Origin of the sequence: Olsenella sp. Marseille-QA0557 (genome assembly GCF_965119725.1) — a bacterium.
Lineage (GTDB): Bacteria > Actinomycetota > Coriobacteriia > Coriobacteriales > Atopobiaceae > Coprovicinus > Coprovicinus avistercoris.
In genome coordinates this window covers 755,761-774,885 of sequence record NZ_CBCPMI010000001.1, presented here as the reverse complement: position 1 = coordinate 774,885, position 19,125 = coordinate 755,761, and the positions used below count along the sequence as shown (strand labels likewise).

The window sequence follows — 19,125 nt, the reverse complement described above, 5'->3', positions numbered from 1 at the left end:
AAAATGCTCCTGACCTGCTCATACGATGAATATCATTCATGTATTTATGCGTGATGTTTATCGTCATGTCAGATAATTGAATGTATGCGTCATCAATTTTGCATGTGCTTGAGAGGATATTTGTTAGAAGCCCCTTCTACGATACATGTGTGGAGAGCGTGATGGAGCTGTGACGTAAGGAAAAGTCTTGGCAAAACAAGTGCGCGTCTGTGGTAGGATACCTGGGCGAATCCTTCTGCCCTAGGCGCAAACCTTCACGTCCTGGGGCCATCAGCCCAGAGGAGGTGAAAGAATGAAGGCTTACGAGTTGCTGTTTTTTGTCGATCCCTCATCCACCGATGAGGTCCGCGCTGGCGTTATGAAGCGTATCGATGTTGCCATCTCCGATAATGGCGGCAAGGTGGATAACGTCGAGGATTGGGGTAGGCGCAAGCTCGCCTATGAGATCGACCACCTCAATGAGGGTGACTATACTCTCATCGATTTCCATGCAGATGCTAACCAGATCGCCGAGCTTGACCGCGTTCTTCGCATTAACGATGCCGTCAAGCGTCACATGATCGTGCGTCGTCCCGACAAGGACTAGTACATGGAAGGTGGGTTTCCACCAATGAGAGGTAGTGAGAAAAATGAGCATCAACCGAGTGCTTATTAGCGGCAATCTTACCCGTGACCCTGAGATTCGTGTTACCGCAGGTGGAACACAAATTCTGTCTTTTGGTGTAGCGGTTAATGATCGTCGTCGTAATCAACAGACTGGCGAGTGGGAAGATTATCCCAACTTCGTGGATTGCGTTATGTTTGGTGCCCGTGCTGAGGCGGTCTCACGTTTCCTCTCAAAGGGATCTAAAGTCGCAATTGAGGGCAAGCTGCGCTATAGCTCATGGGAACGTGATGGTCAGCGCAGAAGCAAGATCGAAGTTGTTATCGATGAGATTGAGTTCTTGTCGAGAGGTCAGCAGGGCGCCGGCTCTCCTGCCCCCATGGCTTCAGCTCCAGTTGCATCTACCCCAGCACCACAGGCATCGCGTCCTATACATACGCCGCCTGCTGCTGAGGTTTACGACGAAGATATTCCCTTCTAGGAACGAATGCGGCATTGCCGTTGCAGGAAAGGTATTAAGACATGGCTACTGATTATCAGCGTCAGCCGCGTCGCAAGTATTGCCAGTTCTGCAAGGAGAACACGGACTTCATCGACTACAAAGATGTCCAGCTCCTTCGCAAGTATATGACCGACCGTGGCAAGATTAAGCCTCGTCGTGTTACTGGCGCTTGCACGCAGCACCAGCACGATATTGCGAACGCCATCAAGCGCGCTCGCGTTATGGCGCTCCTGCCGTACACCGTCCCGGTAATTTCCAATCGTGGCGGTCGTCGCGAGCGTCGGTAGTTCCGTTGCTCGCGCAAGCAATACGCGCAAGATAGAAAAGTACGTCGGTAAAGCCGACTTATTTAAGGAGCGTTCATGAAAGTCATCCTTCTGAGCGAGCTCAGGGGCAAGGGTGGCGAGGGTGACATCGTAGATGTCGCTCAGGGCTATGCGGAGAACTATCTGTTCCCCCAGCGTATCGCCATCGCTGCTACCAAGGGCAACATCAAGCAGCTCGAGGAGCGCCGTCACAACATCGCTAAGCGCGAAGAGCAGCGCATTGCCGATGCTGAGGCAACAAAGGCAGCTCTCGAGGGCAAGAGCGTAACTGTTGAGGCAAAGGTTGGTGAAGAGGGCCAACTCTTCGGTTCTGTTACCACCGCTATGATTGCCGATGCAGTGAAAGATCAACTTGGAATCGAGATTGATCGTAAGCGCATTGAGCGTACCGCCAACATCAAGACGGCTGGCGTTCACAAGGTAAATGTCAACCTCTATCGTGAGATCACCGCTACTCTCGAGGTCACCGTCGGTGACGCCGAGTGGTTTGCTGCTCAGGCTGCTGCCGCTGAGGCAGAGGTTGCTGAGGCAGCCGAGGAAGCCGCTGAAGAGGTTGAGGTCGAGGTTGAGGAGATTGTGGTAGAAGAAGCTGCCGAATAACTCTTTACCTCATATTTTTCAAGAAGAGCTACTACCTGCAGATTTCTACAATCGCCGCAGGTAGTAGCTTTCTTTGTGGCAATAAATTTTCTTAAAAAATGATGAGTCTGCTGATCTAAACACCATAGCTGAACTGGGCATCTTCGAATAAAAGTATCGAAAAATGCCAATTTAACTGGGGAAACATAGAATATCCATACTATGTTCGATAAGAGGATAGCTGCAAGGTTGCATATTCCTAGCCTGTCCTGTGTATCTTGCGATTGTTGAAAACCCGCTCATCGAATTATGCAAAGATTGTTGAAAACGTTGAAAACTTACAAATCCGCCGTTGAAAGCAGAAAGCCTTCGACAATCTCCTGTATAAAGCGTGGGAGACATAAAACACAGAGAAACAGGCGGACGTAAATAAGCTACGATTCCCAAGCTAGTCTTTGTTGGAAGGAATGTTTTGCCTGCTTTAGATCAATCCCATTACACTGATGAAAGCCATACCAGTTCATCAGAGTATTCGGCACCCATGCCTCAGGATGCGTCAGCTGAAGCGTCGGTACTATCAGCCATGCTGGTTTCAAGTGATGTGCTGCAGGAGTGCCTTGTTCAATTAGACGAGCAGGATTTTTACATCCCATCCAATCAAAAAATATTTGCGGCTATGCATGCGCTTTTTGATCGTAGTCAGCCAGTCGATCCTATTTCTCTGGCAGATTATCTCAATTCTTCGGGGGACCTTGAACGCGTTGGCGGTCGCGCATATCTGGTAGAACTCAGCGGCAACACGTTTGCACTTGCAAGTTGGCATCACCATGCCGAGATTCTTCGTCGAGACTCTACGCTGCGCAACATTATTCAAGCTTCTGCTCAAATTACCGCACTTGCATATAGTGCTCCGGAAGATACAAAAGAAGTTGTAAATGATGCAGAGCGTCTGCTTTTAGGCGTTACCGATCGCGATGTGAGCTCCAACTATTCAACAGTAGAGCAGATCATGGAGGAGCTCTACGAGCAGTTGGACGAGCAAGCACGAAATCGTACAGATTTCTTAGGTGTTCAGACTGGTTTTCCGGGCATCGATTCTCGCCTTCTTGGTTTACGTGAAGGTCAAATGGTAGTTATCGGTGCTCGACCTGGTGTTGGTAAGACTTCATTTGCGCTTAATCTTGCTGTTAATGCAGCATCTTCGGGCGCTTCGGTTGCCTTTTTCTCACTTGAGATGAGTAAGGTAGAAATTGCTCAGCGCCTGCTTTCTGCGCATGCACGCATTGGTCTTACCGATATTCGCTCGGCTAATATCCGCGATCAGCAATGGCCACAAATCCTCGAGGCTACAAGCGAGCTCTCACAGCTCGATATCATGATCGACGACACGCCGGGCACGACTGTGACAGAGATACGTGCCAAAGCACGTCGCATGCTTCATGGGAAAAAGAACGGCGTAGTAATCCTGGACTATTTGCAGCTTGTGTCGCCACCTTCAGGTGGACGTCGCTCAGATTCTCGTGCAACTGAGGTTTCTGAGATGAGCCGTGGTATCAAAATTATGGCAAAAGACCTCGGTGTTCCTGTTATTGCTCTTTCGCAGCTCAACCGTTCCTCTGAGGCGCGTACCGGTAAGCGACCACAGCTTTCAGACCTGAGAGAATCAGGTGCTATCGAGCAGGACGCTGACATTGTTATTCTCTTGGATCGATCTGTAACGGCAGAAGAGGCTGCTCGCCAAGATCGTCCGGACGAGAATATTACCGAGTTTATTATCGCTAAGAACCGTTCGGGCCCAACAGGTGTGGTACCTCTCACTTTCTTGCCAGGTTCAACAAAGTTTGTAGAGGTTGACACTCACCACGAAGAGTAGAGTAAAGAGACACTGAACATATGGAACATACAACCCTCTCGCAAGAGATTTGGCTGTATTGTCCTATACTGATTTCGCCGACCCGACCGGGCTATGCCCGCCGCCGAAGACGGCTTCCCGTTCGGTGCGTGTGCCAGACTATATGAGAACGAGCGAGGGAGACCGCATGTCTGCATCGGTACTTGTGGGCACTCAATGGGGAGACGAGGGTAAAGGTAAAGTTACCGACCTTATCTCCGGTGATTTTGACGTTGTATGCCGTTATGCCGGCGGCGCAAATGCTGGCCATACGGTAATTGCTAATGGTAAGAAGTTGGCGCTCCATCAGGTGCCTTCTGGTGTCATGTATGAAGGAACATATCCTGTTATTGGCAACGGCTGTATCGTGGATCCAGAAGTTTTACTTTCTGAGATTGATATGCTTGCTGAGCAGGGTATTTCTGCTGATCGTCTCAAGATTTCGGGCAATGCGCATATCGTTATGCCTTATCACAAAGATCTTGATGGTGCTCATGAGAAAAAGCTTGGTAAGAACCTCATTGGCACCACTAAGCGCGGCGTTGGCCCATGCTATATGGATAAGATGAACCGCACAGGTCTGCGCATCCAAGATATGTTGGATGAGAAGATCTTCCGCCAGAAGCTGGAAAGCGCTCTTGCGTATACCAACCCAATTCTTGAGAAGGTGTACGAGCTTCCAACCTATACCGTCGATGGTATCTGTGAAACCTATTTACCCTATGCAGAGCGTATTCGTCCCTACATCGTAGAGAGCAGTATTTTCCTGAATGAGCAACTTGAGGCAGGAAAGAATGTTCTGTTTGAGGGTGCCCAGGCAACCATGCTCGACATCGATCATGGTACGTATCCTTTTGTTACAAGCTCCAATTGCACCGCCGGTGGTGCAGTAACTGGTTCAGGTGTGGGTCCCACCAACATCAAGCGTGTGCTCGGTGTGGCAAAGGCTTATCTCACGCGTGTAGGATCCGGTCCTTTCCCCACGGAGCTCTTTGATGAAGTGGGTGACAAACTCGGTGAGGTTGGACACGAGTATGGTGTTACAACTGGTCGTAAGCGTCGCTGTGGCTGGTACGATGCAGTCGTTGTTAACTATGCCGTGCGAGTAAATGGTCTGACAGATCTTGCGATCACTAAGCTCGATGTTTTGGGCTGCCTTGATGAAATTAAAGTATGCGTAGCTTATGAGTGCGACGGCGTTGAGTATCGTACCGTGCCTGAGCATCAGAGCGTTTTCTATCATGCCAAGCCCGTCTATGAAACACTGCCGGGCTGGAAGTGCGATATCTCTGGCATCCGCAACTTCTACCAGCTGCCGCGTGAAGCTAAAGACTACATTGATTTCCTTGAGCAACTGGCTGGAGTGCGTGTTTCAATCATCACGGTTGGTCCAGACCGTGAGCAAACAATCGATAGATACTGGAACTAGAGGTGCCTACTATCGTGCCTAAGAGCGAATTTGCAATCGTTGTAGATTCTGCTTGCGACCTCCCACTTGAATGGTGTGAGGAACAACAGGTGCAGGTTGTGCCATTCCATACAACGCTTGATGGCTGCGACTATCCGAGCCTTGGAACTGAAGGAACGAGTGACTTTTATGTAGCACTCGCAACAGCAACTGCAGCACCTCATGTGGCACCTCCTACAGGTCTTGACTATGAGCATGTCTTTGCAGCGCTGTTTGAAGAAGGGTTTGAGACTATCGTTTCAATCCACGCTTCAACAGCGCTTGCTGGTTCATTTGAAGCTGCTCGTACAGCTGCTCGTTTAATGTCAGCAACACAAAAGATAGAGCTTGTCGATACAAAGACATTTTCTGTTGCGGAAGGTCTTGTTCTGCGAGATGTTGTGAGTGCCCGCAATTCGGGTGTATCGGTAAAAGAAGCAGCAGAACATGCACGTGCTTTTGCTGCAAAAACAAGTCTGTATTTTATACCTGCTCCAGATCGGTCTTTCAGCAGTAATGGCTCTGTGCATCGCGGCATTCGGGGAACACTCGCTCGCTTAGCACGCGCAGTAACAGGTCAGCGCCAGCTGATAAAAACGAACAAAGACGGAATGCTTGCTACGGTGGCTTCCCATACTGACTTAAGCTACCTTGCTTCAGATTTAGTTCGTCATCTGAGCGTGTGTGCGCATGAGGACGGTCCAATCATGTATGCCGAGGTAAGTGCCGGTATGCCGCGCTATCTTGAGTATATTGACCGCCCGCTTGATACCAACGAATTTTCTTCTGAGTGTGTGTGGGTTGCAAATGCTAGCCCTGCAACAGTGAGTACAATTGGAATTGGCGCAATTGGTGTTGGTTTTGCACCTCGCCAGGTCTTTTGGCAAAGTAACAATAAGGATACCCAAAGCGTTAAAAATCAAGGAGGATCCATGGGTTCTGCCAGCGAGAAGGTCGATATCTTATTGCTTGGTTCTGGTGGTCGTGAGCATGCTCTTCTCACCAAACTTGCGGAGTCCCCGCGGGCAGGAAAGCTCTATGTTGCCCCAGGCAATGGCGGCATGTGGTCAATAGCTGAACGTGTGGATATCAATCCTGAGGATGGCGAAGAGGTTGCTTCCTTTGCCCGTGATAATGGCATTGGGCTTGTGGTTATAGGCCCAGAAGCTCCTTTGGTGAGTGGTGTGGCTGATGCAGTTCGTGCTGCAGGTATTCCTGTCTTTGGACCAAATGCAGCAGCAGCTCGTATGGAGGGCTCCAAGCAGTTTGCCAAAGAGATTATGGAAAAGGCGGGAGTTCCAACTGCGTCTTGGCGTTCATTTGATGATGAAGATGCCTGTGCAGCTTATGTACGCGAAATCGGTGGTCCTGTTGTTATAAAGGCAGATGGTCTTGCTGCTGGCAAGGGCGTTGTTGTCGCACAGAGCACCGAAGAAGCCTTGGCAGGAGTTCACGAATGCTTTACTGCTTTTGGTGATGCAGGCAAGCTGGTTGTTGTAGAAGAATTGCTGCGCGGACCAGAGTGCTCGCTTTTGGGTCTTACTGATGGTCAAACGCTTGTTCCGCTGGCTGCTTCTCAGGATCACAAGCGCGCTTACGAAGGCGACCGAGGCCCCAATACAGGTGGCATGGGCGTGTATTCTCCGGTTCCCATTGTCACACCTGAAGAGCTTGAGCAGATGGTAGATATTGAGCGCCGCGTGGTTGCGCAGCTTGCCGCTGAGGGTATTGATTACCGTGGCTGCCTCTACGGTGGTTTCATGCTTACAGAAGATGGCCCAAAGGTTCTCGAGTTTAATGCTCGCTTTGGCGATCCTGAAACACAGGTGGTACTCCCCCGTATGCATGCGGATCTTGTCGACGTATTTTTGCGCTGTGATAACGGAACGCTTAATGAGGCTGATGTTTCATGGGATAACGATTGGGCTGTTTCCGTTGTTCTTGCTTCGGCAGGTTACCCTGGCGCTTATGAGAAGGGCAAGGTTATTACCGGTATTGATGAGGCTAATGCCTGCGAAGGTGTTACGGTATATCACGCCGGAACCACTCTTGATGCTGAGGGCAACATCATTACTGCCGGTGGTCGTGTGCTCGATGTGACGGCGCTGGCCCCCACATTTGAGGAAGCGCGTAATCGTGCATATGAGGCGTGTGAACTCATCAACTTTGAGGGAAAAACATGCCGCCACGATATTGGTCTTCGCGCGCTGAAAGGCCGTGAGGCGTGGGAGGAGTCGTAGTGGAGTATAACAACATCGATCAAAGCATTGAGAATGATGACGCTTTGGTACTCTCACATTCTGATAGTGAACTCAACGATGAGGCGTTAATCGATGCCGCAGATGCTTTGCTCGATGTAACACAGCAACTTACCTACGATGGCGATAGGTCTCATTCGAACCACGTCTCTGGTGAGCCTGTTCGGCGAAACCTTGTTCTAGGCGACGATGACCCGCGCGATGCTGATCTTGCGGAGCATGTATTAGCCGAAGAGGTTGCTTGGGAAGGCAAAATCTTCTCTGTTGATAGGCTTCGTGTAGGTTTGCCAGATGGACGAGAGGCAATCAGAGATGTTGTGCGTCACCGTGGTGCAGTAGCAGTGGTTGCCCTTACCAACGATGGATGTATCTGTCTGGTACGCCAGTATCGTACGGCTCTGGGCCGCGTAACGGTAGAAATTCCTGCCGGCAAACTGGACCCGGGTGAAGACCCTCTCACCTGTGCTCGCCGAGAGCTTCTTGAGGAAACGGGTATGGAAGCCGAGCAGATGGCATACCTTACTACCATTGCAAGCTCCGATGGATTCTGCGACGAGCTCATCCATATTTATATGGCAACAGGATTGACCTTTACTCAGTCTGATCCCGATGCAGACGAGTTTATCAACGTGGATCTTGTTGAACTCTCTGAGCTTGTAGACACGGTGTTAGATGGCCGTATTGAAGATGCAAAGACTGTCGTAGGTGCTCTTATTTGTGATGCAGTCTCTCATCGTCTTGCTGTGACATCTGAATAATAAGGAAATGGAACGAAAAACTGCCGATCTTGTGTGATGCGCAAGGTCGGCAGTATTGTGCATGGTACGCTGTACTATCGCTTAGTCGGTTCTATTGCAAAGGGAGTTTTATGCCCGCTCAGCGTCGCTCACTTTTTCGTTCATTCCTCTCGTATTACCGAGGGCAGCTTCACCTTTTTGTTATCGACATCATCGCAGCTATTTTGGTAGCGGCAGTCGACCTTGCATTTCCCCAGATTCTTCGAACGCTTACCGGTGGCTTATTTACCGAGGGCAAAGATGCCATTATGGGCGCTCTGCTCTACTTGGCAATCGGCCTTATTGCTATGTATGCCGTGCGTTTTGTGTGCCGGTATTTCGTTATTTTCTGGGGGCATGTTATGGGTGCCCGCATGGAAAGCCGGATGCGTGAAAATCTCTTTGACGCCTATGAACGCATGAGCTTTTCATATTTTGATGAGCATAAATCGGGCGATCTCATGAGCCGTCTCGTTTCGGACTTGTTTGATATTTCTGAGGCCGCGCATCATGGACCAGAGTTTATTCTCATTGGAATCATTGAAGTTATTGGTTCATTTATCATTCTTTCTTCTATCAATATCCAGCTCACTGCCGTGCTGGCGCTCATTGCCTTATTGCTTGTGGTGTACAACATCTATGCAAACTGGCATATGCGTGCAGTGTATACAGAGAATCGCGTGAGAATATCGGGCGTAAATTCGAGTCTTGAAGATTCTCTTGCCGGTATTCGTGTAGTTAAGAGTTTTACCGCAGAAGATGTTGAGCGTAAAAAGTTCCGTCGCGCAAACGATGCTTATCTTGATTCAAAAACCCGTATGTACCGTGCAATGGGGCGCTATCAATCAGCCATTGCCGTCATGATGGGGGCGCTTAATACCGCCGTGGTGGTCTATGGTGGCTGGCTTATTGCTCAGGGACAGATGGAAGCATTAGACCTTGCAACATATGCCCTTTATATTTCTCTGTTCACAGCTCCTATTACCTCGATTCTCGATTTTACGGAGACTTTTCAGAAGGCAATTGCAGGTTTTAGACGTTTTCAAGAGGTGCTGGATACAACGCCCGATATTCAGGATAAGCCCGATGCCCCCGATCTTAAGATCAGCGAAGGTGCTGTTAGTTATCGCGATGTCTGTTTCTCTTATCCAGAACATAATGGTGAGAAATCCGATGTAGTTATCGATCATCTCAACCTTGATATTGCTCCCGGAGAAACTATTGCGCTTGTTGGTCCTTCTGGTGGCGGAAAATCTACCACGTGTTCATTGTTGCCACGATTTTATGACGTAGACTCCGGCTCTATTACCATCGACGGACAGGATGTGCGCGATGTTACTCAAAAAAGTTTGCGTGAAGCCATCGGTTTAGTTCAGCAAGATGTCTATCTCTTTGATGGGACAATTGCCGAAAACATTGCCTATGGACGTCCTGATGCAACAGCAGATGAAATTGCTGAAGCAGCTCGTCTTGCCAATGTCACTGAGTTTGTGCAGCATTTGCCAGAAGGCTTTGAAACAGAGGTAGGAGAACGAGGAGCACGTCTCTCGGGCGGACAGAAGCAGCGCATCGCTATTGCCCGCGTATTCTTGAAGAACCCCGCAATTCTTATTCTTGACGAGGCAACATCTGCACTTGATAACGAAAGCGAGCGCGCCGTACAGGAGTCTCTGGAACGCCTTGCCCAAAACCGTACAACGCTTGTGATTGCTCATCGTCTCTCTACCATTAAGGGCGCCGATGAGATTGTGACCATCGATAATGGCCGGGTTGCAGAGCGCGGTACGCATAAAGATCTTCTTGCACTCAACGGTACGTATGCGCGGTATTATCGCATGCAGTTTGGTGGCGAGAATGATCTAGTCCACTAGGTTTTAAAGCGTAGTGGTTATGATTACTCTGTCTGTCCATGAATTGTGGCTCAAAGCTGCGTATACTCATGGAGTGCGTGACCGATGGAAAGCTGGACGAAAAGGGTGTCATGGCAGCGAGACGTGCTGACAAAGGCAAGAAGAAAAGCAAGTTTCTTAATGCTGATGAAGCAGAGGAGTTATTCTCTCGCGTAGATGAAACGGGCCACGATAATGTGGATACTGCCCGTCGTGAGCGTGCCCGTCGTAAAGAAAAGGGCGTTGGAGTAGATATTGACCCACTCTCCGATGCCGATCCTTCTGGTTCTACGGTAGAGCGGGCAATCAAGCGTACTGCCGTCTTGTTTGTTGTGCTTACACTGCTCGTAGTAACGCTTGCACAGGTTTCTTGTGGCATCGTTCGGCGTACTTCCACGGCAAGTCTTACCGATGAAGTTACGGTAGCAAATGTCTCTGCTGCCATGAAAAATGGAATTGAATGGGGCGGTGGCTTCACTCAGTTCCCTGAGGACTTTACTATTGTTGAGGCGAGCGAGAACACCGGGCGTCTTGAAGTTACCGTTACCGATTCCACATCAGAGAACGCGCGCGATTGTTTCTCGAGTGCACAAGTGCAATCAACAGCATTGGCAATTAATGCGTTGCTCAATCCCGATATCGATGTGGTTGTCTACCACGTAAACGTTCACGCCGATAAAGACGGAAATTTCCAGACTTCGCAGCTCTTTGGATTTTTACGCCCTGCAGGTAATGTTCGCAATTTCATGACCTTTATTTGGACAAAGAATTCCAATGAGGATGGTGTCTGGTTCTCGTGCTCTATTACTGGTATGGATGAGAAAACCACCGCAGAGTTGCGCGACCAGCTCAAGAGCAACATCGTTACCGACCTGTTAGTCCCCGATCAAAGTGAAGAGGACAACGAAGAAGAGTCGGGTGTGCTCACACCTTCAAGCACGCAGGATGAAACAGGAACTTCAACAGATACCAATGCTGAAGATCAGACGAACGACGGAACATCTAACAACAATCAGACTCAATCCACAGAGCAGTAAAAGAAGATCGTTTTAATGGCAAATGCGCTGGAGATGCAGCGCTGAGATATGAGGAGGAAGCATGGCAGAAACTCCACTCGTCGGTATCATTATGGGTTCAAAATCTGATATGCCTGCAATGGAGGCTTGCACAGCACAGCTCGAAGAGTTTGGCGTGCCGTATGAATTGGTCATTGCTTCTGCTCATCGCTCACCTGCTAAAGTGCATGAGTGGGCATCTTCTGCTGCTGATCGCGGTTTAAAAGTCATTATTGCTGCAGCAGGTAAAGCTGCTCATCTTGGCGGTGTTGTTGCCGCCTATACGCCGCTTCCTATCGTAGGTGTTCCTATGAAGACAAGCGATTTGGGCGGTATGGATTCGCTGCTCTCTATGGTTCAGATGCCTTCAGGTGTGCCGGTGGCATGCGTTGCGATTGGCGGTGCAAAGAATGCAGCCATCTATGCAACACAAATCCTTGGCGCTTCTATGCCAGAGTGGCGTGAAAAAATCGTAGCTTTCAAACAGCAAATGGCTGAGGCGTAGTAACCATGCCGCGTAATAAGCAGGGCTCTCATTTCAAACGCCCTGCACCTGCATCAAAGCCATCCAAAATTGTTTCAAATGTCCTGCTTGCAGTAGGTGTTGTTCTTCTTTTAGCTGCGGCAGGCATATGGGGCTTTTCTCAATGGCGTTATCACGAGCAGGATGTTGTAAATGAAGAGCTTGCGGCATACGTTACGTTATCCGACGATCCCAATCAGCCACCAACGGTTGACTGGGCAGGACTCAAGGCAATTAACGATGACGTGGTAGGCTGGATACAAATTCCAGGAACGGTTATTAACTACCCGGTATATCAAGGGGAAGATAACGACTATTACCTCAACACCAATGCTCATGGAGTGTATGGCATAGGTGGCCAGATTTTTATGGATTATGAAAATCAGGCTCCTGGCATGTTGGATCCACAGACCATCATCTACGGACATCACCTTAAAAATGGATCGATGTTCAAACAAATTGCTGACATGGATAATCAGGAATTTTTTGATGGCATAGATACCGTCTGGTATGTCACAGAAGACGCAAATTATGAGCTGATGCCACTTTTTGTGTACTATACGACACCTGATGATTCAGCAGCCCGTACGGTAAGTTTCGCGTCAACGGAAGAGTTTCATACCTATCTTTCAGGACTGTTGGATAAAGCGGTAACACAAAACGCCAACGCGAAAACCATTATCGACGGAACATCTCATATATTGACGCTCTCCACCTGCAATTATATTGATGGGTATGGGCGTACACTGCTGGTATGTGTTGAGAAGAACGAGGCAAACGCTGCGCTTGCGGGAGAGGCGGTATCGTGACAGCAACTAGTTCCGTTGCTACTCATGAAACTATGACTGAGGCCGATACACTGCATGAGGAATGTGGTGTTTTTGGCGTTTGGGCACCTGGACGTGATGTTGCACGACTCACGTATTTTGGTCTTTTTGCCCTACAACATCGTGGTCAAGAATCAGCGGGTATTGCTGTGGGAGATGGCGCCACCGTTCTTGTCCGCAAAGACCTTGGCCTTGTGAGCCAAGTTTTTTCTGATGCTGATCTTTCTGCACTTCCTGGCCATGTTGCAGTTGGACATGTGCGCTATGGAACCTCAGGAGCTAAAAGCTGGGAAGCGGCTCAGCCGCATCTTTCCACTATTGGCGAGGTAATTGTTGCGCTTGCTCATAATGGAACGCTTGTAAACTCAGATGATCTCAGGCGTCAACTCATTGAGCTAGGAATTCCTTTCCGTTCTAATACAGACTCCGAAGTGGCGGCTAAGCTCATTGGCTACTTTACCGAGAAAACCGGTCATCTCCGTGAAGGTATAGCTGCCGCTATGCGCAGAATAGAAGGCGGCTATGCCATGGCATTGGTTCGCGAGAATGCTCTGTATGCATTTCGCGATCCTAACGGTATCCGTCCTTTGGTTCTTGGAAAGCTTGAGGCAACTGAAGAGGCATCTGAGGGTTGGGTAGTTGCAAGCGAAACGTGTGCTCTTGATATTGTGGGTGCAACATTCGTTCGTGAAATAACGCCTGGTGAGATCATTCGTCTCTCTGATGATGGCATTGTAACGTGCCGTGGTGTGCCGCAGCGTATGCCTGCAAACTGCATCTTTGAGCACGTGTATTTTGCCCGTCCTGATTCCGTTAAAGATGGCTCTTCCTTTTACGCCATGCGCTATGCCATGGGGCGTCGCTTGGCGCATGAAGCACCAGTAGATGCGGATCTGGTTATTGGCGTGCCGGACTCGGGCATGCCTCCTGCAGAAGGATTTGCTCACGAACTAGGGCTTCCTTTTGGCGAAGGCCTCATTAAAAACAGGTATGTAGCACGCACCTTTATTCAGCCCACACAGGAGCTGAGAAGTCGCGGCGTACGTATGAAGCTCAATGCACTTCCAGATAACGTTGCTGGTAAACGCATTGTTATGGTGGACGATTCCATTGTTCGTGGTACGACGTCAATGCAAATTGTCCGGATGCTACGCGATGCAGGTGCTACCGAGGTTCATGTCCGTATTAACTCGCCAGAAGTTACCTGGCCATGCTTTTACGGCATCGATACCGATACGCAAGATCAGCTCATTTCAGCCAACATGGATCTCGAGGGTATCCGTGAGTTTATTGGCGCTGACTCTCTTGCATTTCTCTCGGTTGAAGGCCTGCTCAACTGTGTTCCTATGAACGGCTATTGTACGGCGTGCTTTACGGGAGAATATCCAGTAGAGATTCCGGCAAGTTTCTCGTCCGGTAAGTTCTGCGAGGGATATACACCACGCAATCTTGGTTTGTCGCGTGCTGATATAAAAATGGGAATAGGCGGCATAACTGCCGAAAACAACTAACGCTTGGGAAGGGGATCCATGAGCGATACAACCCAACAGCTTACCTATGCTGACGCGGGAGTGGATACTGCAGAAGGTGCACGTGCTGTAGATGCCATTCGTTCGATGGTAGCTTCTACAAATCGCCCCGAGGTTATTGGTGGTATTGGTGGCTTTGGTGGGCTGTTCTCAGCTGCTAAGTTAAAAGAGATGGATGACCCAGTTCTTATCTCCGGAACTGATGGCGTAGGCACAAAGCTCGCTTTAGCTCAGCTGCTCGATCGCCATGAAACGGTGGGTCAAGATCTCGTTGCTATGTGCGTAAACGATATTTTGGCGTCTGGCGCAGAACCCCTTTTCTTCCTTGATTATGTGGCCATTGGTCATCTTGAAGCAGATCGTATGGCAAAAATTGTGAGCGGTATTGCCGAAGGGTGCCGTCTGGCTGGCTGTGCGCTTGTTGGTGGAGAGATGGCTGAGCACCCGGGCGTTATGCGTGCTGACGATTATGATTTGGCAGGCTTTGCAGTCGGTGCCGTTGATCGTGCTCGCATGCTTGATCCTGAAACAGTTCGCCCAGGCGATGTGATTTTTGGCTTGGCATCAACAGGTGTTCATTCCAATGGTTATTCGCTCGTGCGCCGTGTGCTCGGCGTAGATGGTCTTGTGCCGGGAACACCCGAGGCTGAGGAATGCCGCGGTAAGCTCGAGGCGTTTGATGAGAACCTCGGCGAATCTATGGCAGACGCAGTGATGAAGCCAACACGTATTTATGTGAAACCCATTCTTAAGGCTCTTGCAGCAGGAACTCCGATAAAGGCTCTTGCTCATATTACCGGTGGTGGTATTTCAGAAAATCTCGATCGTGCTCTTCCCGATACGGTGGATGCCATTGTCGATCGTACGATTGAAGCTGGCACAGGAGATACTCCTGGAGTAGCTGCAACATTTGCTTGGGACGTTCCGCCTGTCATTTCTGAGATCTGCCGTCGTGCCAATCTATCTCCGAATGAGGCATGCAAGACCTTCAATATGGGTGTTGGTCTCTGCATTATCTGTGCGCCGGAAGATGCTGATGCGGTTCGCAGCGAGCTTGAGGGCCTCGGCGAAAAGCCTTTTGTTGTTGGCACATGTGTTGAGGGTACAGGTCAGGTTCGTTACGCAGATCAGATGTAGGAAGTAGAAGTGAAGTCATCTTTTTGAAAACTTCCGTGGTAATAACAGGTGAGAAAAAGGTAACCTATCGTATGACATCCGAAAATGCGTCTCGAAGTGAGGTGCTCTGCTCAGAATGAATACTCCGCTTCCAATTGGAATTTTGCTTTCCGGCAATGGCTCAAATTTGCAGGCAATTATCGATGCAATTGAAGCAGGAAGTGTAAATGCTGAAATAAAGATCGTTATTTCCAGCAGACCAAGTGCATATGGTCTTGTAAGAGCAGAACGAGCTGGTATCCCTACCTTCTCTATGACGCCAAAACAATATGCCGAGGACAAGATTGAAGCTGATAAAGTAATTGCTCAGCAGCTTTTAGATCATGGTGTGAAGTACGTGATTATGTCCGGGTATATGCGAATGGTACATTCTCCAATCTTGAATGCATTTCCAAACAGTGTGGTTAATCTACATCCCGCACTGCTTCCAAGTTTTCCAGGAGCTCATGCTATTGATGAGGCTTATGACAGCGGCGTAAAAATTACGGGTGTAACAGTACATTTTGCTAACGAAGTGTATGATGACGGCTCAATAATTGCCCAATGCCCGGTTGAGGTGCAGGAGTCTTGGACTCGGGATGATCTCGAGGCTGCTATCCATCGTGTAGAACATAAGTTGTATCCAGAGACAATTCAAATGATTGCCGAGGGACGAGTTAAAGTTCTACCTGATGGCAAAACACAGGTCGACGGGAAACCGCCTATGCGTGTTTCTGTTGATAAAAATGACTCACCTTTCATTCGGCATGGTGTTCGTGTAGTAAAAGGCTACGCTTGGTAAAGAAATACAAATAATATTTTTTGCTTTAGAGCCGTCATATGACGGCTCTATTTGTATTAAAGAGAAAAATCGATATTTCCGTTCACGGATAAACTGCTTCTTTCTATTAAATAATCTAACTAAAAATACCCCTATTTAACTGCAGAAATAAAATGATTGTTCAGTCAAGGGGATAAAAAAGAAACCAGTTACAACAAAGTACCGAATTGCGACGAGGCTGGTTGTCAGCATAAATAAAAACAAGACCAATGGGCCCTTGGTTATCAGGTCATAAATGAGTTATTCATTACGGCCAATTATTCACTGCAGTGATATGGAGCGGAGGCTTAGACATGAGAACAATTGTTGCAAATAGGATCGACGAGCGACTTATTCATGGACAGGTAATGACTTCTTGGATAAAGCAGTACGATCCAAATAAGATCCTCATCATTGATGCAGCTTCAGCAAATAATACATTTCTCTCGCGAATTCTCTTTGCAGCTGCTCCAAAAAATCTTGAGCTCCTTATTAAAACCGAGGAGCAAGCAATCTCGTATTTACAGGAGCCCTCGGATGAAGGCGAGAGAATCTTTATTCTCGCAAAGACCCCAGCTCCCTTCCTGAAAGTAGTGGAATCCGGCATCGCTTTAAACGAGATTATTCTAGGCAATATGGGTGGTGCTCCTGGAAGAAAGCGTTTTAACAAAAACATCTCCGCAAGCCCTGATGAACTTAATGATTTGAGAAGCATTATCGCAGCGGGCGTGCCGGTGTTTTGCCAGATGGTTCCTACCGATCAGAAAGAGAACATTGAGGGCTTGCTCTGATTTTGTACAGGGGAGGTTAGATTCATGGAAGTTAGTATCTTACAGGCTGCCCTTATTGCCTTGTACTATTGCCTCGGCGAGAGTGCATGGCCATTTGGCTCAATGGGTACCTGGGCAACGATCGACCGGCCCTTGGTGGCAGGCCTCTTTGTAGGTCTCATTTTAGGTGACCCTGTTCAGGGAACCATCATCGGCGCAACAATTAACATTATGTACCTGGGTGTTATTTCCGCAGGTGGTTCACTGCCTTCCGATTCAAGCATGGCCGGTATTTTGGGTACGGCATTTGCACTAATCGGAGGCCTTGGTGTTGATGCGGCACTTGGACTTGCCGTTCCGCTGGGTGTTTTTGGTTCCGTTGTCTGGACCTTAACCATGACACTTCAGTGTTTCCTTATCCCTCTTGCCGACAAATGGGTAAATGAGGGCAAAGCAAGCAGACTTCAAGTCGCAAACCTGTGGATACCTTATGCAGTGAAGTGGGTTATTCGTTTTGCAGCGGCATTTAGCATCATCTACTTTGGCCAAGGCCTTGTGGTGAACATTTCAAATTCTTTGGATGGGCCAATTCTCAATGCGCTAAGTGTCATGGGTGGTTTGCTTCCTGCTGTTGGTATTGGTCTCATGCTTCTTACAATCTTTAAAGGTGAAGCTAGACTGTTTTTCTTCTTGGGCTTTTTAGCTGCTGCTTACCTTGGGCTTAATGCGATTGCTACATCACTTATCTTTGGAATTATTGCAGTGCTTGTAGTTGGCTTTTCAAGTGAAGACTTTGAAGCTTTTCGTAATATTAGCGACACCAATAACACAGCGTATAAGTTGATAAGCAAGAAGAATCTCATTACTTCTTGGTTGGACTGGGAGTATTACTGCGAATCTTGTTATAACTACGAGAGAATGCAAGGTCTCGGTTTTGGGGCCGCAATGGTACCGGTTCTCAAGCGTATTTATAAGGACGATCAAGAAGGCCTCATTGCAGCGCTGAAACGTCATACGATGTTCTTTAATACCGATCACAATTTTGGTGGAATGTTATTAGGTATTTGTACCGCAATGGAGGAGCAGAAGAGGCTCGGCGCTGACATACCTGACGAAGCCTTTGTCTCTATTAAATCTGGCCTTATGGGACCATGCGCTGGTATTGGCGATACACTTTCTCAAGTGGTTTTGCTTCCCGTGCTTTCGGTTATTTTTATTAACCTTGCTACAGGTGGAGCTACTTGGGCACCAATTGCATACACCGTATTATTCGTTGTGATTTTCTATGGCGTAGGTTACTGGCTTCTCAATCTTGGTTATAAAAGTGGTGGTGAAGCCGTACTTAAACTTATGGAAAGTGGCCTTTTCGATAAGGTTGTAAAGGTTGCTGAAATACTTGGCTGTGCCGTAATGGGAGCGCTTGTATGTAGCTATGTATCCTTTACGTTTAATGTTTCTATATGGCAGGAAGGTGTTGAGCTTTTCAACCTCCAGACAGGTGTATTTGATGCAATTCTGCCTGGTATGATGCCGCTTCTTTTAACACTTGGCATTTATATGGCAGCCAAGAAAGGTGTTAAGGCGTCCTACATTACTTTTGCAATCATGATTATTAGCTTCCTACTCGGTCTTGCAGGCATTATTGCGTCAGCTGCATAGCAGAAGAAAGCAACACCAGATTGACTTTATAAGTAGAAGGAGGCATAGGATGGCAAAGATAACCAATGTCGGTATGTTTGTATCGGATCTTGAGGGAGCAAAAGACTTCTTCATGAAAACGTTTGATGCAACTGTCCACTGCGTCTACAACGAGGAAGAGAATAATTACTACTCCTACATTCTTGATTTTGCCGAAGGTCCACGTCTTGAACTTATGACAAAACCTGAGGTTGTTGATAATGCAAAAGATCCTAACCGTACGGGATATGCACATATCTGCATAAAGGTCGAAAGTGAAGACCGTCTTAACCAAATTATTGCAGCTTTCAAGGAAGCAGGCTATCAGATTCTCTATGAACCGGCTACGGTAGGCGGAAAAGAAATGCGCGCTGTTGCGTTTGAGGACAACGTTATCGAAGTCTGCTATTAACGCCTCCCTTTTTCTTGCGCAGCGCTCTTGACGGGCGAGCGCTGCGCACAGCTTAATGCACATCCGGCCGTTCTTTGAGAGCGGC

The 19,125-nt window shown here is 48.3% G+C and carries 18 protein-coding genes; all 18 read left to right on the top strand.

Going from position 1 to position 19,125, the window contains the following annotated elements; genetic code table 11:
- The first annotated feature begins 292 nt into the window (after nucleotides 1-292).
- Nucleotides 293-586 (top strand): 30S ribosomal protein S6, encoded by a 294-nt coding sequence (gene rpsF / locus ACQY6Y_RS03510; RefSeq protein ID WP_428378926.1) that lies wholly within the window; start codon nucleotides 293-295, stop codon nucleotides 584-586.
- Nucleotides 587-629: 43 nt separating this feature from the next.
- A complete protein-coding gene (locus ACQY6Y_RS03505; protein ID WP_428378925.1) occupies nucleotides 630-1,085 on the top strand; it encodes a single-stranded DNA-binding protein in 456 nt (151 codons plus the stop codon).
- 41 nt (nucleotides 1,086-1,126) lie between these two features.
- Nucleotides 1,127-1,393, top strand: coding sequence for a 30S ribosomal protein S18 (gene rpsR / locus ACQY6Y_RS03500; protein WP_428378924.1), 267 nt, complete (start codon nucleotides 1,127-1,129; stop codon nucleotides 1,391-1,393).
- A gap of 75 nt (nucleotides 1,394-1,468) precedes the next feature.
- The gene (rplI, locus tag ACQY6Y_RS03495; RefSeq protein ID WP_428378923.1) at nucleotides 1,469-2,032 is read left to right on the top strand and encodes a 50S ribosomal protein L9; all 564 of its coding nucleotides are present in this window, start codon (nucleotides 1,469-1,471) and stop codon (nucleotides 2,030-2,032) included.
- Between the two features lie 520 nt (nucleotides 2,033-2,552).
- Nucleotides 2,553-3,884: a replicative DNA helicase gene (gene dnaB, locus ACQY6Y_RS03490; protein WP_428379947.1), complete on the top strand. Its 1,332-nt coding sequence runs from the start codon at nucleotides 2,553-2,555 to the stop codon at nucleotides 3,882-3,884.
- A 166-nt stretch (nucleotides 3,885-4,050) separates the two neighbouring features.
- Nucleotides 4,051-5,331 (top strand): adenylosuccinate synthase, encoded by a 1,281-nt coding sequence (locus ACQY6Y_RS03485; RefSeq protein WP_428378922.1) that lies wholly within the window; start codon nucleotides 4,051-4,053, stop codon nucleotides 5,329-5,331.
- Nucleotides 5,332-5,345: 14 nt separating this feature from the next.
- A complete protein-coding gene (gene purD, locus ACQY6Y_RS03480; RefSeq protein ID WP_428378920.1) occupies nucleotides 5,346-7,589 on the top strand; it encodes a phosphoribosylamine--glycine ligase in 2,244 nt (747 codons plus the stop codon).
- A gap of 107 nt (nucleotides 7,590-7,696) precedes the next feature.
- Nucleotides 7,697-8,365, top strand: coding sequence for an NUDIX domain-containing protein (locus ACQY6Y_RS03475; protein ID WP_428379945.1), 669 nt, complete (start codon nucleotides 7,697-7,699; stop codon nucleotides 8,363-8,365).
- A gap of 110 nt (nucleotides 8,366-8,475) precedes the next feature.
- Nucleotides 8,476-10,254, top strand: coding sequence for an ABC transporter ATP-binding protein (locus ACQY6Y_RS03470; RefSeq protein WP_428378919.1), 1,779 nt, complete (start codon nucleotides 8,476-8,478; stop codon nucleotides 10,252-10,254).
- Between the two features lie 68 nt (nucleotides 10,255-10,322).
- Entirely contained in the window at nucleotides 10,323-11,309 is a 987-nt protein-coding gene (locus ACQY6Y_RS03465; RefSeq protein WP_428378918.1) for a hypothetical protein, read from the top strand.
- Nucleotides 11,310-11,370: 61 nt separating this feature from the next.
- Entirely contained in the window at nucleotides 11,371-11,832 is a 462-nt protein-coding gene (gene purE / locus ACQY6Y_RS03460) for a 5-(carboxyamino)imidazole ribonucleotide mutase (protein WP_428378917.1), read from the top strand.
- A 5-nt stretch (nucleotides 11,833-11,837) separates the two neighbouring features.
- Nucleotides 11,838-12,659: a class B sortase gene (srtB, locus tag ACQY6Y_RS03455; RefSeq protein WP_428378916.1), complete on the top strand. Its 822-nt coding sequence runs from the start codon at nucleotides 11,838-11,840 to the stop codon at nucleotides 12,657-12,659.
- Nucleotides 12,660-12,691: 32 nt separating this feature from the next.
- On the top strand, nucleotides 12,692-14,188 hold the full coding sequence (gene purF, locus ACQY6Y_RS03450; protein ID WP_428379944.1) for an amidophosphoribosyltransferase: 1,497 nt from the start codon (nucleotides 12,692-12,694) through the stop codon (nucleotides 14,186-14,188).
- Nucleotides 14,189-14,206: 18 nt separating this feature from the next.
- Nucleotides 14,207-15,343, top strand: coding sequence for a phosphoribosylformylglycinamidine cyclo-ligase (gene purM / locus ACQY6Y_RS03445; protein ID WP_428378915.1), 1,137 nt, complete (start codon nucleotides 14,207-14,209; stop codon nucleotides 15,341-15,343).
- Nucleotides 15,344-15,458: 115 nt separating this feature from the next.
- Nucleotides 15,459-16,163 (top strand): phosphoribosylglycinamide formyltransferase, encoded by a 705-nt coding sequence (gene purN, locus ACQY6Y_RS03440; protein WP_428378914.1) that lies wholly within the window; start codon nucleotides 15,459-15,461, stop codon nucleotides 16,161-16,163.
- A 332-nt stretch (nucleotides 16,164-16,495) separates the two neighbouring features.
- Nucleotides 16,496-16,972, top strand: a complete 477-nt coding sequence (locus ACQY6Y_RS03435) for a PTS system mannose/fructose/N-acetylgalactosamine-transporter subunit IIB (RefSeq protein WP_428378913.1) — start codon at nucleotides 16,496-16,498, stop codon at nucleotides 16,970-16,972.
- 24 nt (nucleotides 16,973-16,996) lie between these two features.
- Nucleotides 16,997-18,610 (top strand): PTS system mannose/fructose/sorbose family transporter subunit IID, encoded by a 1,614-nt coding sequence (locus ACQY6Y_RS03430; RefSeq protein WP_428378912.1) that lies wholly within the window; start codon nucleotides 16,997-16,999, stop codon nucleotides 18,608-18,610.
- Between the two features lie 49 nt (nucleotides 18,611-18,659).
- The gene (locus tag ACQY6Y_RS03425; protein WP_428378911.1) at nucleotides 18,660-19,040 is read left to right on the top strand and encodes a VOC family protein; all 381 of its coding nucleotides are present in this window, start codon (nucleotides 18,660-18,662) and stop codon (nucleotides 19,038-19,040) included.
- Nucleotides 19,041-19,125: the final 85 nt, after the last annotated feature.